Raw genomic sequence first — 14678 nt, 5'->3', positions numbered from 1 at the left:
ACTTTGACAATGCCGATCATTTCAAACCAAGAAGGAGAGAAGCAATGCAGCGTAGTTGGATGGAGCAACAATTCGAGAGATTAAGTAATCTCTTGAGTTCACTTACCCTGGCCCAGTAATAGCTCGATGAATCAATTCCAAAATACTCTTGTCTCCCTTCAATCAAGATGATCTCGTAACCGTTGATATCCCTGTAAAATCGACCACCCTCTTCCGATTCAGTGGTATTAAGCAACAATTGGGCACCCTCTGAGTCGAGGTAATCATCAAAGCGGTCCTCATGCTCATCAGCATGTTGTCCAGGATAACGTAGAAAGCTTGGGAATACTGCAGCACCAGTTACAAGCCCGGTTTCATTGTGTACATCTAAAAGCAATTCCAGCAAACCATCGCGGATCCGGCAAACCAGGACAGAACGTCCTTTAGAATGACTATTAATCAATGGCTGTTGCCACTGTTCAACCTCCCTCCCGGGTGCTTCTACATGAAACATTTCAACAGAGAAACCCTGGCTCGAATGGACATCACTCCATTGATTGTCGGTGAACTGCCAGTTTTCCAACTGCTCAAGGTTGCAGAAGCTAATGGGCAGAGAATGAGAAGCTATTTTTGCGGTTATCTCACCAATCACTGAGTCACGAACAGGAGTTCCGAGACTGGCACGAAGAAAGGAAACAAATGTGCTGGAGCCCACATCACGTGTTTCCAACACTCTTTCCCAGGGCATGACAGAAATCATTGAGCGCAGGTCTGTATCCAACAACAGGCTCTCAGTGACAGCTTCCGGTACTAATGATGCTGGCAGCCAGTAATAATTTTCCTGAGATATGACATCTATGTTTGCACGAACATAGTTAAGACGTTTCGTTTTATGAATATAGCGCTCGCCAAGGTCGAGTTGTGTTGATTCACAGACAGATTGGCTACCGGGCTGGTATGAGAAGAAAAACTCCAGGTATGGTGTCGATCGCCCACCATGTAATCGTTGATAATTGGCCGGTGTTGACTGAACTGTCGGGCCAAACTGAGCCATCCCCTCATTGCCTGGTTCCGTACGTGCCTGGATCAGGAAACTGGTTTCACCTTCAATACTGGATTCGAGTAATCCATTAAACGCGGACTGAGGCTGATAGAGATAAATTCGGCTAACGAGTCTTTCATTTAACCTGCCAACACCAATTAGATCAAAATATCCATGAGATTTATGCTTGAAGGCTCCCTTTTCAAAATCCCACGCCTCGCACTCACTGAACTGTATTTTTCGAATAGAAAAACCACTCTTCCGACTTTCAAGAGCTGACTTCATACTCGAAACAGAGGGAAGTTTATTTCGCATAACACTCTCATTACCAGGTCAGTTCAGAAAATAACTGTTCACAAACCCTAGCGATCTTTTATGATTCAATATGCCATGTCACGAGTGTTTATGAACTTATTGAATAATGATATCACTCATCATATTCACATCATATTCGTTAATATAAAATCATATGAAACAAAGCTATGAAAAAATATTTCACTCAAGGGCAAAGCCGTACGATGAAGCTATGAGGCGCTTTCCACATGCACGTGATGAAGAATTCAAACAGTTGATCGATCGCGTGGTGCTCAAGCCCGGGATGGTAGTAGCGGATGTGCCTGCGGGAGGAGGATACCTCAAGCACTATCTTCCTGATGAATGCCAATTACTTTGCCATGAACCATGTGCAGGTTTTAGCGAAAGCCAAACACTTCATACTCCCACCCCTTCATTGCTCCCCCTGCCCTGGAGTGATTCAACAGTAGATGTTGCCATGAGTCTTGCAGGGGTACATCATATGGATGATAAGCGCCCATTGTTCAGGGAGTTATACAGGACCGTGAAAGCAGGTGGTTATTTTATATTGTCAGACGTCGCCAGGAACTCTGATGTTGCCATTTTCCTGGATGATTATGTTGGAAAATTTAACAGCACTGGTCACGAGGGAAACTATTTAGATGACGCCACCTTAACCGAACTGAAAGAAACCGGTTGGACTATAGAGTCGACAGAAAACAGTCATTTCCACTGGAAGTTCTCAACTCTTCTGGAAATACCTGAATTTTGCAACATGCTATTTGATATCTCTAAACCAGACACTCATAGCTCAGTTGATGAAATTGAATCCTTCCTGCCGATCGATAAGTTACAGGACGGCAAATATGGCCTGAGGTGGCAGTTAATGACGGTAGTCGCAAAAAAACTGTAGTTTAAATAATCTGATAGATATTTCTCCGATTATATGAATCCAAAAATAGAACTCTTCCATGGCCCAAACAAGTTTGCTGACTCTGCTGGTGCAGTCGTTGAGTTTGAACCGCCATTTAACGAAACTTTGTCTGCCGATAGTATCGACAAGCAATGGAAAAAACTGGATAGCCATCAAGGTAGAAGTTTGTGGACAGGTAATCAACCTGAAAACGAACTCTCTTTCGTCGATTTGTATACCGAAATCGTGTCATATTTCCGTCAACCGGTGGCAGTCTGCGATCACAAGTGCATCTCCGGTTATCAAATCGGGAATAACCAAAGAGCATGGATTTTTCTATGCCATACTCATTCGAATACAGCGAACTTGATTCTTCGTTCTTCCATGGCTCTGACCAATGAGATTTTCTCATTAATTGTCACGGGACACCCGGGCATCAACAAATTAGTACCTAACCCCATTGCTAATCTTCAGCGACAAGTAGCGAACCTGCATTACTCCAAGACAGCCAATATATTATTGACCGTCGCTCTCTCAAGAGGCATTCCTACCTATCCAATTTCTCTGGGGGCAATATCTGGCAGTATGGACAAGGCAGTCTTGGTAGACACTACCGCTCTGCAGCCGATGAATTTGACTCGTTGACTGGAGATATACTGTGTAGAAACAAAGTCTACTCAAATGAGTTAATCAACCGCCTCGGTTTTCCTGGCGTTGTTCATGAAGTAGCCAGAAACCCCGACCACGCAGCCAAAATAGCCGCTCTAATTGGCTATCCCGTGGTAACCAAACCAATATCTGCAGGAATGGAAAAAGGAATCACCACATCAATAGATAATCCTGATGAGTTAGTCGCAGCATTCAAACTGGCTGCGAGCATATCCCCCCGCGGCGTCATCATTGAGAAGTACGTAAAAGGCACTGATCACAGGTTAGCGGTCTTCGGCGGTGAACTATTATGGGTAATGGCAAGATATCCTGCACGGGTCATTGGCGACGGTGTACATTCTATCGCCACGCTGATTGGGCAAGAGAACTTACGTCGAAAGGGAGACATTGACAAAAAAGCCATTATGCAGGATGCCGCAATGGATGAACTGCTTGCGAAAATGGGACTAAGTTACGATTCCGTTCCCGCACCAGGCAAGGCGATTAACTTGCGCAGTGTCGCCAACGTCTCAATGGGAGGGACGATGGAAGATGTGATGCCTCGTATTCACCCGGATAATCGATACATGGCCCTGGCAATTGCGCGCGCTTTTCGTATGAACGCCATCGGAATTGATTTCATCACAGAGGACATTAGCAAGTCATGGAGAGAGTCATCGTGCGCTGTCATTGAAGTCAACCAGACTCCCGGAGTATTGTGCTATATACGTGCAGAAAAGCAGTTGAACAGAATGTTTCCGTCAGGCAATGACGGAAGGATACCTACAATACTGCTTATAGAAGCGCCCCCCGAATCAGCCAAGCAGGTTGCTACATTATTACAGGATGCCAATCTGTGTGTTGGCCAGGCAACCGCATCACAAACTTTTCTCGGCAAGCACCCCAGGGGGAAATCGTCTGACACTCTGAATGTCCGTGTTAACTCGTTGATTTTTGATCCTGCATGCGAAGCACTTGTGGCAAGCGCAAGTAAGGAGGGTATCGTTCAGGATGGACTCCCTCTAGACAAATTTGATTTCGCACTGATTCCCGGCAGCCTGCCTTCAGAGATTGCAGATTTTATCCGAAAGCATTGTTCTCAAGCCGATTACCTGGAACACGGACAACCGCTGAGCGAATCGATGCAAAAGACTCTAAACGACCTGGTTTTGAGGTATCGATCCAACCTGGCAGGATCGCCGCATTCTCGATTTACCTCAGTCACTTCGAATTAAGATACAACTTGTTCAAACGTATCCGTAGGGATCAGTAAAAGAGCAAGCCATATCAGTGTACCCACTCCATTTGAGAACTGTGCTGACACCAGCAAGGATAGAGCGATACTCAACAGGATGATGACCAATACACCCCACCAGCCAGGCAGGCCGATATCACGAATGCGTTTGGCGTATAAATTCATATGGGCAAAACTGAATAGCAACATGACAATGCCCAAGCCTATAAATACCGGTATCGAAAAGCTGGCGAACAGTTTTTCCTGTGCTTGCTGGAGATTGCCACCCATGAGGTGCTCTCCAGCGCCAATAGCAGCCACCATGAGAACAAAGATAGCAAATGCGAATAGCCACAAAAGGATGGTGTAGCCAAGAAATTGAAGTCGCTGAAGCCTGCCGTCATGCAAGTCCTTAAATAATACCTTTAGCACCTGAACACCTTTTGAATATTTTTATTCCAACTCAGATTGAGTATATGAGTGGAAAACCCTCATGTCCATGTTGACTATACTTAACTGATTATCAGCTATAAGGAATCATATAGATTTCCTATACTATTAGTAGATATAGAGAATTTTTGACCGGGGGCAACCGAATCGCCCATTGGCTGGTCATGTAGTGCTCAAGCATCCTGACCGGCTATAAAAGGAAGAGGCATGCTCGATAACAAAATCTGGATAGAACACTCCGGTGAAAGTCCGCTCATGGCGACTGCTATTCATGCCGGGCACAAAGTCCGACACGAATTGCTGCCACTGCTCGCCCTGAGTGATGCTGAACGCGCACATGAAGAGGACCCTTACACGGACTACCTTGCCAAGGTCGTGCCTACCTGGCTGGTTCCTGACCACTCACGTTTTGAAGTAGACCTGAACCGACCTCGTGACGAAGCTGTCTACACGAGCCCCGAAATGGCCTGGGGACTTCACCTGTGGAAAGAGCCTCCGGGACAGGAGCTGATCAACCGCTCTCTGGAAGAATATGACGACTTCTATGCGGAGTTGAGACACCTGCTGGACAAAATGGTGGACCATTTCGGACACATCGTTGTGTTCGATCTGCATGCATACAACTATCGACGCGCAGGACCGGAGGGACCGCCCGCAGACCCTGCCGGAAACCCGGAAGTGAACGTGGGAACAGGCACGATGATAGATCGAGAGCGTTGCCTGCCGATCATTATGCGCTTCATTTCCGATCTGCATGCTTACGATTTTCTCGGCCGACATCTTGATGTGCGTGAAAACGTCAAGTTCAAGGGCCGACAACTGGCCGGGTGGATTCATAACAACTACCCCGACAGCATCTGCGTGCTCTCGGTTGAGTTCAAGAAATTCTACATGGATGAGTGGACAGGCGTTGGCGATATTGATCAAATCCAGGCAATACAGGACGCCTTGAAATCAACGATACCCGGCATTCTGGAAGAGCTGAAGAGAGTCCGATGAACACAAGCTCAGACTACATTAGTGATGCGCTCATAGGCTCCGTAACCAATGCCTTTCAACGTAATAAGCCTGTACGGGAAAAGCTGCACGATGGCGGACGTATTCATATCGATCGCCAACTGCCGTTCCTGGCGTTATATCGACAGCCCGCAACGTACGCCGACCTCGGCACTGAACGCCTGTTGCTGGGTGAGGCCTCATACATACTGGCTAGTGGCAGGCCTGAACACCATGCATCGCTAGCCAGGCTGATAAAAGAAATTCTTACCATCCAGCACGAAAAATTCGGTGCCTGCCTGCTGCTGGAACTCTGGTCCGGTGAAGAGGTCAATGACGAAACACGGAAACCGACCTTTCGTATCATTGCACCCCGGCACGGGGTATCGGCGGAATTTCTGGATGAGATGGAAAACGCGCTGCTGAATGCCCGTATCGATGACTCTGTCACAGAGGTGACAATCAGCTACGAGGACGAAATCAATCCAGCGCAACTACCGCCATTGTTAACAGGGTTGGAACTCGAGCAGCTTGACTGTCTGCACGTCGGGCTCGAAGTCAGACCCATCTACCGCGATGAAGACACCAACACACTACTGCCGTTTCGCCTGCGCAGGTTTCACCACACCCTTGCCCACGAACTCAAGCGTACCTTCTTCGCCTTCGCGCGTCATTGCACCCCATTGAGCCCCGAGCATCACCTGGAACTGGGTCAGCGTTCAATGACCCGTGTGGTTTACGAAACAGATGAAATGCTAGCCCAAATCAGTAACCGCTTTGACTTACTATTGCATGTCACACCAACTAATGCACAGGCTGCGTGGCAAGCATTCGAGCACTCGAAGTTTAAAGATCCACCTGGATTCCTGTATCGCCCTCGCAGTATCGATCCTGACCTGATGAAGCGCGAACTCTTTAGCATTCCCCTCGAACGGATCGAAGATCCGACGCTGGCGCATATCTTTTCCCAGAAGCGGGAAGAGCTGGATCGACAGCTCACGTTGGTTGCCGATCGCAATAGCAACCGTTTCCTGCTCGGCAGTCGCCAGCTGTTTGGTGATGTCGATGATGAATTGTTGCAACTCGCAAAGCAGATGCTTGGCATGGAGATAACCAACTACGACAGCAGTAGCGATGCAGATTATATGTCTGCCTCAGAGTTCGCAGAATGCGCACGACAGGAGATCGAATATTACCGGCAACAGGATGCCGCCCTGCCCGCGCAGGTAGAACTGCGTGAGGATGTGCCAGGAATCATGGTATCAAAAGGCAATTTCCTGGTTGGCACAGATGCAAAAGTACCGAATGCAAGAGTCAAGGCCACACTTGCGCATGAAATCGGCACACATGTGCTGACCCACTACAATGGCAGTCAGCAACCCTTCCGGGAACTCTATGCAGGCATGGCAGGTTATGAATCCATGCAGGAGGGCCTGGCCGTACTGGCAGAATATCTTGTTGGTGGCCTTGGGCAGTCGCGCCTGCGCTTGCTGGCATGCAGGGTATTGGCCGTACACATGATCACCGAGGGCGCTGATTTTATCGAGACATTCCGCAGCCTGCACAGGAATTACGAGGTTGATCCTTCGACTGCATTCACAATCACCATGCGCGTATTCAGAGGCGGCGGTTATACAAAAGACAAGGTCTACCTGCAGGGACTCGCACAGATTCTGGGCTACCTGGTTCGCGGCGGAGACCTGGAGAGTTTGTATCTTGGCAAGATCAGTTACGATTACCTGCCGTTGATCGAGGAACTTCAGTGGCGACAGGTACTGATAGCACCACGCTTGCGTCCGGCATTCCTCTTTGATAAAGCTGAAACAGCCACACGACTCGAACACCTGCGCCAGGGAGCAACGGTAATCGACCTGATGAAGGAGGTCTTGTGATGCGCCTTGCGATGGTCGTTAATAATATCAACACCGAGGTGTCAGACTATACCACCACCGTCATGGCCATGAGGGCCACGAACATGGGGCATGAAGTCTGGTATATCGATGTAGCGGAATTCGACTATGCCCCCGATCATTACGTGTATGCACGCGCACGGCGTGTACCTGATAAAAAATACCGTTCCCTGCGCGTGTATCTTGAGTCTCTGCGTAGCCAGTCGGCTTACCAGGAGCGTATCTGCGTCACAGACCTGGATGTTCTGATGTTGCGCAATGACCCGGCAGAAGATGTCATGGATCGCCCCTGGGCACGCCTGGCAGGCATTAATTTCGGGCGATTGGCCATGCAGCATGGTGTTATCGTATTAAATGACCCCAACGGCCTGACCCATGCCGTCAACAAGATGTATCTGCAGTACTTTCCTGAAGAAGTCCGTCCACGAACTTTGATTAGCCGTGACAAAGATGAGATCAAGGCTTTCATCGATGAAGAAGGCGGACGTGGTGTCCTCAAGCCCATCACTGGGTCCGGGGGCAGAAACGTCTTCCTGGTTCAGCCGGAAGACAAGCCCAATATCAACCAGATGATCGAGGCCGTCTCACGCGAAGGTTATGTCATTGCACAGGAATATCTTCCCGATGCAAGCCATGGTGATATCCGCCTGTTCCTGATGAATGGTGATCCGCTATGCAGCAAGGGCAAGTACGCAGCTTTCCGCAGGCAGCGTAAAAAAGGTGACTGGGACATGCGCAGCAACATCACTGCCGGTGCCGTGGCTGTACCGGTGCAGATTGACGAGACCATACTGGCACTGGCTGAATCTGTGCGCACCAAGCTGATACAGGATGGTATGTTCCTCGTCGGCCTGGATATTGTCGGTGACAAACTCATGGAGATTAACGTCTTCAGTCCCGGTGGACTGATGAGTATGGGGCAGATGGAAGAGTGCCATTTTTGTTGTGAAATCATCCTGTCACTCGAACGAAAAGTCGAGTACTTGCGTAACAATCCCGGTAGTTTCGACAACGTGAAACTGGCAACACTATAAGGATGTCTAAATGTGTAATCACCCTGTAAACATGATCGTACTTTCAACACTCAGTCGATGAACATAAAAACAGACACAACCAGATTACGACGCGCCCTGGGGATCCCCCTCCTGGTCTTTTACGGCCTGGGTGTAACGATAGGCGCCGGTATTTTTGCACTGATTGGTGAAATCGTGCGATTGGCTGGCGACCACGCACCCCAGGCATTCCTGCTGGCAGGTCTGATTGCCGGGGCAACCGGGTGGTCTTATGCCTTGCTGGTCAGTGTCTATCCGCGTGCCGCCGGTGAAGCTGTGTTCGTCAAGATTGGAATGGGAGCGATGGCCGGAAGGATAGTTGGCCTGGGTATTACCTTAACCGCCATTATTTCCAGCGCGGTCGTCTCAATCGCATTTGGTGGGTATTTGGGCACACTTCTGCCTATTCCACAGACAGTGATGGTTCTCGGCGTACTACTGGTGTTATCAATAGTGGCATGGATGGGTGTGAAACAGAGCGTGATTTTCGCGGCCGTCATTACGGTACTGGAAGTCGGATCACTTATTGTAATCGCCCTTTCTGGAGCCCCCTTGTTGACAGATGCACCTTTGTTATTGAAGGTTGTGACGCCACCCTCGGATGCCGTAGCCTGGGCGGCGGTATTCTCAGCAACCATTATTGCCTTCTTTGCCTTTATTGGCTTTGAGGACATGGTCAATATGGCAGAGGAGACAATTGATCCGAAGAGAGTCATGCCCAAGGCAATTATCCTCACCCTGCTGATCACAGTGGTCTTGTATGCACTGATTTCTACAATTGCAGTTGCATTACCCGACCGCGAGGCCCTCACCAGCAGCAGCGCACCACTCGCGGTACTTTTCGAAGCGGTAACCGGATTGAGCGGAAAGCCGATTGCGGTGCTTGCCTCCATTGCAATGGTCAACGGCATCCTGATACAGATCATCATGGCCAGTCGCGTGACCTACGGAATGGCTCGTGAAGGCTTGATTCCCTCATGGTTTGGCAAGGTTGGTGAGCAACGCCGCACTCCAGGACGTGCGATTGCGCTGGTCACCCTGCTGATTGTGATACTCGCCCTGGGTTTCCCCCTGGTTCACCTGGCACAGGCAACCAGTATCGTCATCCTGGTGGTATTCACCTCGGTCAACCTCTCCTTGTGGATTATCGGCAGTCGGCAAGAGACGGCCACAGTCTTGAAACGTTGGCGTTATTGGGGTGTGGTTGGTGTGCTTATGTCGTCGGGCCTGCTGATTGCAGAGGCTTGGCGCATGCTGACCTGATTTTGACGGGCCATTTTTCAGCTATTTTGATTATCAGTTTCGGGAATGTCCCATCCAAACCAGCATCAGACTCCTTTGCAATATCTGCTCCCCGTAATTTCTCAATCAAACCAGCAGCAGAATCTCTCAGTAGACAACAGGCAGGACATTCTGAACCAACCAGGCTAAACAGCAGCTAACGACCCAAAGCAGACATTTAACTTGCTGACTGCTCTACCAGCTATCATGATATGAAGCGTGAACTGAGCGATGGCTGGGTTACACATGACCGATTTCACAGATAAGTTTAGATTTCTCGCTGCAGTAGGATCGTCACTTTTTCTGGTGGTATAGGTTGACTGTATATATATCCCTGAACTATGTCACAACCTTGTTCGGTCAGCATTGCCATCTGGGAAATAGATTCCACACCTTCAGAGATGACATCTAATCCAAGAGTGTGGCACATGCGTATGATTGCTGAAACCATAGTGGCCACATCAGGCTGATGTACGATTTCTTTCACAAATGAACGATCAATCTTCACAGTATCAATCGGAAATTTCTGAAGATAACTTAGTGAAGAGTAACCTGTTCCAAAGTCATCAATGGCAATATGTACCCCTAATTTTTTCAGATCAACAAGGATGTTAAATGCTCTATCTGCATTTTGCATTAGAGATGTTTCAGTGATCTCAAGCTCCAAGTGGCTAGCCACAATATCGTGTCGGTCAATGAGTTCTTTTACAAGTGAGACCAAGCCATGCATATGAAAACAATGGCTAGAGATATTTATACTAAGTTGAGGAATCGACTTCAAGTTCGTAACTAGATCTTTCCAATCAATGATAGCCTGCTCGATCATCCATTCAGTCAAGGGAATGATCAGACCGCTTTCTTCCGCAACTGGAATAAACTCATCGGGAGAGATCGTACCTCTTTCTGGATGTGTCCAGCGAGACAGCGCCTCCAGACCTGTTAATCGGCCATTCGATAACGAGTACTGTGGTTGATAAAAAACCACAAGCTGTTTGTCTTGGATCGCATGGCGCAGATCTGATTCTACCTGAAATCTCTGCGTAGCCCTGTCTGATAACTCTTGTTTGAAAAAATAATAGTAGTTCTTGCCACGTTCTTTTGCCTTATACATGGCCATATCAGCATGCTGGATTAATATCGAAGCAGTTTTCGCGTCATCCGGGAACATACTAATGCCAATGCTGGCACTGATTGTTAATTGACGGCCATTGATATTAAAAGGCGAATCTAACACCATTAATAGCTTTTGTGCGATTCGTGCAGCATCTGTTTGGCTATGGACTTTTTCCACCAGGATCAGGAATTCATCACCTCCGAGCCGACTCACGACATCAATTTCCCGAAGACTCTCTTTCAACCGTCCGGCAGCTTCTTACAGTAACAGATCACCAGTATGATGACCCAGACTATCATTGACATGTTTGAAGTTATCAAGATCTAAAAACATCACTGAAAGGCAGTCAGATTGTCGCTTTGCATTTTGCAAAGCATGTTCAAGCAGTTCCTGAAAAAGGTTACGGTTAGGTAGAGAAGTTAGTGCATCATGATTAGCTTGATACTTAAGCTTTTTCTGGGTGTCCTTTATGGAGCTGATATCTGAGAAAATAGCCACATAGTTGATCAAGCTTCCTGCACTATCTCGCACCTCGCTGATGCTTTCCCATACTGGAAATAATTCTCCATCTTTTTTTCGGTTCCAAATCTCACCCTGCCAAGAACCTTCCGTCTGAACCTGTTCCCATATTTGACTGAAGAAATTTTCATCGTGCTGATATGATCTTAGAATTTGGGGATTATTCCCCACAATGTCATTCTCAGAAAACCCGGTTAGCTCTGTAAATGACTGATTGACAGACAAGATACGGCCTTTATGATCAGTGATCATGATCCCGTCCCTCGATTGTGCATAGACTGCTGCTGCGCGACTCAAATTTTCCATCATTTCCAAGCTGGTTTGTTCCTTGCGCCAAAGAAGCCAGGTTGGAAGAATCAATGACAATACTACAAAAAAGGACGTGGTATATACATAACGCCACTTTTCATCATTTGATTCTTCTCCTAATGTCGAAAATAAAAAAGGTTCTGCCCAGAATTCCCATAATATAGAGAGACTGAAAACAGTAAGAACTACTGCGATAAATAGTAATAAGTATGGTGATCGATCTGCATATTGATTTTGCATAGTACCGCCAACATTTGAGATGGTCATAATATTTCCACTAGGCGGGAAACTTTATACTTATGTGCAGATACTTATACCACAATATCTACAGCCTACTAAATTGCAGTCAACTAAAAAAAAAGAGAGTTTTTGACACAATATTTGATGACACTAAATGTCCGCTTCTGGCCGAAAGCAGTCATTTGTGGAGTTCCGATACAGCCTCTCAGGTTAAACGGCTACTAACGACCCAAAGAGGACATTCTGATTAATGTCCAATTATTCATCTTTATTTATTTCAGACTTCAGCCAATTCACAACAGTCTTAACAAGCATATCTTCATACCCGGCATAAGAGTGATTTGCTCCTGAAATTTGCACTTGCTTGAATGTTGAAGAAATCATTCCACGACGGCTTTGTGCGGCACTACGGTCTCTCTGATCGCCACCAGCCCAAATGTCTAATACTGGAAGTTTTACTTTTTTCAGGCTTGATTTACATGAAAGAACTCGGGGACCATTATTAAAGCACCCAGCAACAATTAGCCCCATAAATGCTTCATCATCATATTCTGCAGCATAAGCAGATATCATTCGGCCTCCCATGCTGTGACCAAGTAGATATATTTTTGTTACACCTTTCTCTTCTTTTAGAAATTTAACACCTTCATTTATCGTTGCATATGCTTCAGGGAAATATGCGCCATAAGCATCCCAGGATGTTCGTTTATTTGGCATTTGCAAGGATAGTGTGTGATAACCAAGGCTTCGATGAACACCCTTTCGGAGAGGATCAACCACCTTAGATGTTGGATTCAGTTCGATACCGTGAGCAAGAACTAGTGCAATTTCACTTTTGCCGCCATCAAGATAAGCTGACTCTGCCGGCATATCAGCCATCAATAAGTTGGATGGTCCGACCAGAATTAATATGAATAGCGATAATGAAAAGTACACTTTCAGATTGCCTCATGTAACGCTTTCTCAATGTAATTTTAGTACATATTGTTTGGATTATTTGTCCGCTTCTGGCCGAAAGCAGACCTTGGTGTAGTTTTTCTGCTTAACCACGCTGAACGACCACTTACGACCCAAAGCAGACATTGGGGTTGTAACATGAAAGAGACTGTCTTTAAGGTCCACTTACAACTCTGAATAGGGCATCCACTAGGGTGTTCAGATGTATCCTTCCCCCCTTGAACAGCAGTTGTGATGCTATATTAGTCTTATGTCGACAGGAGTCACAGAAACAACTGGAAGGCAAATTTCATGCATGTTACCAATGACGAAACTTTCTATATATCTGTTCTAAATTCCCTGACTCAACAGATCGCCGTGATTGTTGAGCAGGGGCTTGTTCAATGGGTCAACCACTCATGGAAAGCCTTTTCCGAGGAAAATAGAGGCCAACCCGACAAGACCTGGCGCAATACGAATTACATACGCGTCTGCAGCGATTCAGTGGAGAACGGCGATCAAGATGCCGTCGATGCCCTAGCTGGAATTGAAGCTGTCATCAGAGGCGAAGAACCGATATTCTATTTTGAATACCCCTGCCATTCGCCGGACGAGCAGCGATGGTTCATGATGCACATCCGTCCGCTCGACCAGAATGTGCTTAAACATTTCGTCATCACGCACCAAAACATCACAGAACGCAAGCTGGCCGAACAACGGGTCGAAGAAATGGCTGTGCTAGATGGCCTGACAGGCATCGCCAACCGCCGCCACTTCGATGACTTCCTAAAAACCGAATGGCGGCGCGCTCTGCGCCTTGGTCACCCCGTGTCCATAGCGCTACTCGACATCGATCACTTCAAGCCCTATAACGATAATCATGGCCACGTGGCAGGGGACGAATGCCTGCGCCGCGTGGGCAAGACCTTGAAGCACTTTTCCCGCCGCCCTGGCGACTTGGTGGCACGTTACGGCGGCGAAGAATTTGCCATAATTCTCGGCGACACGGGGAAAGAGGTCGCCTGCCAACTAGCCGAAGAAATCCGCGCTGCCATCCTGGCACTGGACATCCACCATGAATACGCCACCCGGGCCAAGTGCGTTACCGTTAGCATCGGCGTCGCTACCCTACGCCCAGACGCACAATCGGACATGTCCCCCTTGGACCTCATCAATGCAGCAGACCAGGCTCTCTTTGAGGCCAAAGATAGAGGCCGCAACCGCGTGTGTGTTCAAAATGGGCCGACAGGTAACATTTCGACTTAATATCCGGACCCGCATCTCAACAGTTGATCGTATAAGTGTCAGCGTGTTGAATTGACTAAACCATTCCTCTCGTGTCACCTTTTTGACGAAAGCAGATATTAAGAACAAGCAGGAATCTATAACCAAATTGAACGTCCGCTTCTGGCCGAAAGCAGTCCCCCACTTTATGCAAAAAAATGCCCCGGTGTCTGCGCCGGGGCGAAATAGGAGGAATGCTCCTGGAGTGTAGTGACTGGCAACAAGAGATCATTAGAACTTGACGCCAGCCTCCAAGGGAATAATTACATTATATTAGTTTTTGCTAATTTACTCCATTGATATTTCTCAAAAAATTATAAAGATATTGAACTTCATCTGTCGAATAAGTCGTTTTCCACTATGATGAGTGACAGCTTCTGGCCGAAAGCAGTCGTTCAACTTGTCGACTGACCTATTACTCTCTTAAGAGTGAAGTGTGAACTGAACGGTGGCGGATTAATAGCCAAACCGACTGTG

General features: G+C 47.4%; 11 protein-coding genes and 1 pseudogene. 8 read left to right on the top strand and 4 right to left on the bottom strand.

Annotated elements, in window-relative coordinates:
• Nucleotides 1-16: 16 nt before the first annotated feature.
• Nucleotides 17-1336 carry an NDP-hexose 2,3-dehydratase family protein gene (locus BOW06_RS10725; RefSeq protein ID WP_078454739.1) on the bottom strand — a complete coding sequence of 440 codons (1320 nt, stop codon included), beginning with the start codon at nucleotides 1334-1336 and terminating at the stop codon, nucleotides 17-19.
• 154 nt (nucleotides 1337-1490) lie between these two features.
• On the opposite strand from BOW06_RS10725, the gene BOW06_RS10720 reads away from it, so the two are divergent.
• Genes BOW06_RS10720 through BOW06_RS10710 form a run of 3 tightly spaced genes read left to right on the top strand, consistent with a single transcriptional unit; the run spans nucleotide 1491 to nucleotide 4111 of the window.
• On the top strand, nucleotides 1491-2228 hold the full coding sequence (locus tag BOW06_RS10720; RefSeq protein WP_078453451.1) for a class I SAM-dependent methyltransferase: 738 nt from the start codon (nucleotides 1491-1493) through the stop codon (nucleotides 2226-2228).
• A gap of 33 nt (nucleotides 2229-2261) precedes the next feature.
• On the top strand, nucleotides 2262-2873 hold the full coding sequence (locus BOW06_RS13100) for a hypothetical protein (protein ID WP_078454737.1): 612 nt from the start codon (nucleotides 2262-2264) through the stop codon (nucleotides 2871-2873).
• Complete coding sequence (locus BOW06_RS10710) at nucleotides 2870-4111, top strand: ATP-binding protein (RefSeq protein ID WP_078454736.1); 1242 nt, start codon at nucleotides 2870-2872, stop codon at nucleotides 4109-4111. Before BOW06_RS13100 ends, BOW06_RS10710 begins: the two co-directional genes overlap by 4 nt.
• Here BOW06_RS10710 and BOW06_RS10705 read toward each other — a convergent pair.
• The gene (locus BOW06_RS10705; RefSeq protein WP_078453453.1) at nucleotides 4108-4542 is read right to left on the bottom strand and encodes a DUF805 domain-containing protein; all 435 of its coding nucleotides are present in this window, start codon (nucleotides 4540-4542) and stop codon (nucleotides 4108-4110) included. The two genes, BOW06_RS10710 and BOW06_RS10705, sit on opposite strands and share 4 nt — an antisense overlap.
• 225 nt (nucleotides 4543-4767) lie before the next feature.
• Here BOW06_RS10705 and BOW06_RS10700 point away from each other — a divergent pair, with 225 nt between their 5' ends.
• From BOW06_RS10700 to BOW06_RS10685, 4 genes are read left to right on the top strand one after another with little or no spacing between them, the layout of a single operon-like run.
• A complete protein-coding gene (locus BOW06_RS10700) occupies nucleotides 4768-5559 on the top strand; it encodes an N-formylglutamate amidohydrolase (protein ID WP_230208754.1) in 792 nt (263 codons plus the stop codon).
• Entirely contained in the window at nucleotides 5556-7448 is a 1893-nt protein-coding gene (locus BOW06_RS10695) for a peptidase MATCAP family protein (protein WP_078454735.1), read from the top strand. Before BOW06_RS10700 ends, BOW06_RS10695 begins: the two co-directional genes overlap by 4 nt.
• A complete protein-coding gene (locus BOW06_RS10690; protein WP_078456575.1) occupies nucleotides 7448-8500 on the top strand; it encodes a glutathione synthetase in 1053 nt (350 codons plus the stop codon). The genes BOW06_RS10695 and BOW06_RS10690 overlap by 1 nt, the downstream gene beginning before the upstream one ends.
• 57 nt (nucleotides 8501-8557) lie before the next feature.
• A complete protein-coding gene (locus BOW06_RS10685; protein ID WP_078454733.1) occupies nucleotides 8558-9781 on the top strand; it encodes an APC family permease in 1224 nt (407 codons plus the stop codon).
• Nucleotides 9782-10067: 286 nt separating this feature from the next.
• On the opposite strand, the pseudogene BOW06_RS13370 reads toward BOW06_RS10685, so the two are convergent.
• Nucleotides 10068-11738: pseudogene (locus tag BOW06_RS13370) on the bottom strand (putative bifunctional diguanylate cyclase/phosphodiesterase).
• A 501-nt stretch (nucleotides 11739-12239) separates the two neighbouring features.
• Nucleotides 12240-12860 (bottom strand): alpha/beta hydrolase, encoded by a 621-nt coding sequence (locus tag BOW06_RS10670; RefSeq protein ID WP_078453456.1) that lies wholly within the window; start codon nucleotides 12858-12860, stop codon nucleotides 12240-12242.
• A 369-nt stretch (nucleotides 12861-13229) separates the two neighbouring features.
• Between BOW06_RS10670 and BOW06_RS10665 the strand changes: the two genes are divergently transcribed.
• Nucleotides 13230-14183, top strand: a complete 954-nt coding sequence (locus BOW06_RS10665; protein WP_078454730.1) for a sensor domain-containing diguanylate cyclase — start codon at nucleotides 13230-13232, stop codon at nucleotides 14181-14183.
• Nucleotides 14184-14678: the final 495 nt, after the last annotated feature.

Source organism: Solemya velum gill symbiont (genome assembly GCF_002020255.1).
Classification (GTDB): Bacteria; Pseudomonadota; Gammaproteobacteria; order Chromatiales; family Chromatiaceae.
The sequence above is the reverse complement of the archived record's forward strand: the minus strand, read 5'-3'. Positions and strand labels throughout refer to the sequence as shown.

Coding starts and splice junctions, on each gene's coding strand:
- BOW06_RS10725 (WP_078454739.1), bottom strand. CDS start 1,336: ATGCGAAATAAACTTCCCTCTGTTTCGAGTATGAAGTCAGCTCTTGAA.
- BOW06_RS10720 (WP_078453451.1), top strand. CDS start 1,491: ATGAAACAAAGCTATGAAAAAATATTTCACTCAAGGGCAAAGCCGTAC.
- BOW06_RS13100 (WP_078454737.1), top strand. CDS start 2,262: ATGAATCCAAAAATAGAACTCTTCCATGGCCCAAACAAGTTTGCTGAC.
- BOW06_RS10700 (WP_230208754.1), top strand. CDS start 4,768: ATGCTCGATAACAAAATCTGGATAGAACACTCCGGTGAAAGTCCGCTC.
- BOW06_RS10695 (WP_078454735.1), top strand. CDS start 5,556: ATGAACACAAGCTCAGACTACATTAGTGATGCGCTCATAGGCTCCGTA.
- BOW06_RS10690 (WP_078456575.1), top strand. CDS start 7,448: ATGCGCCTTGCGATGGTCGTTAATAATATCAACACCGAGGTGTCAGAC.
- BOW06_RS10685 (WP_078454733.1), top strand. CDS start 8,558: ATGAACATAAAAACAGACACAACCAGATTACGACGCGCCCTGGGGATC.
- BOW06_RS10670 (WP_078453456.1), bottom strand. CDS start 12,860: ATGGCTGATATGCCGGCAGAGTCAGCTTATCTTGATGGCGGCAAAAGT.
- BOW06_RS10665 (WP_078454730.1), top strand. CDS start 13,230: ATGCATGTTACCAATGACGAAACTTTCTATATATCTGTTCTAAATTCC.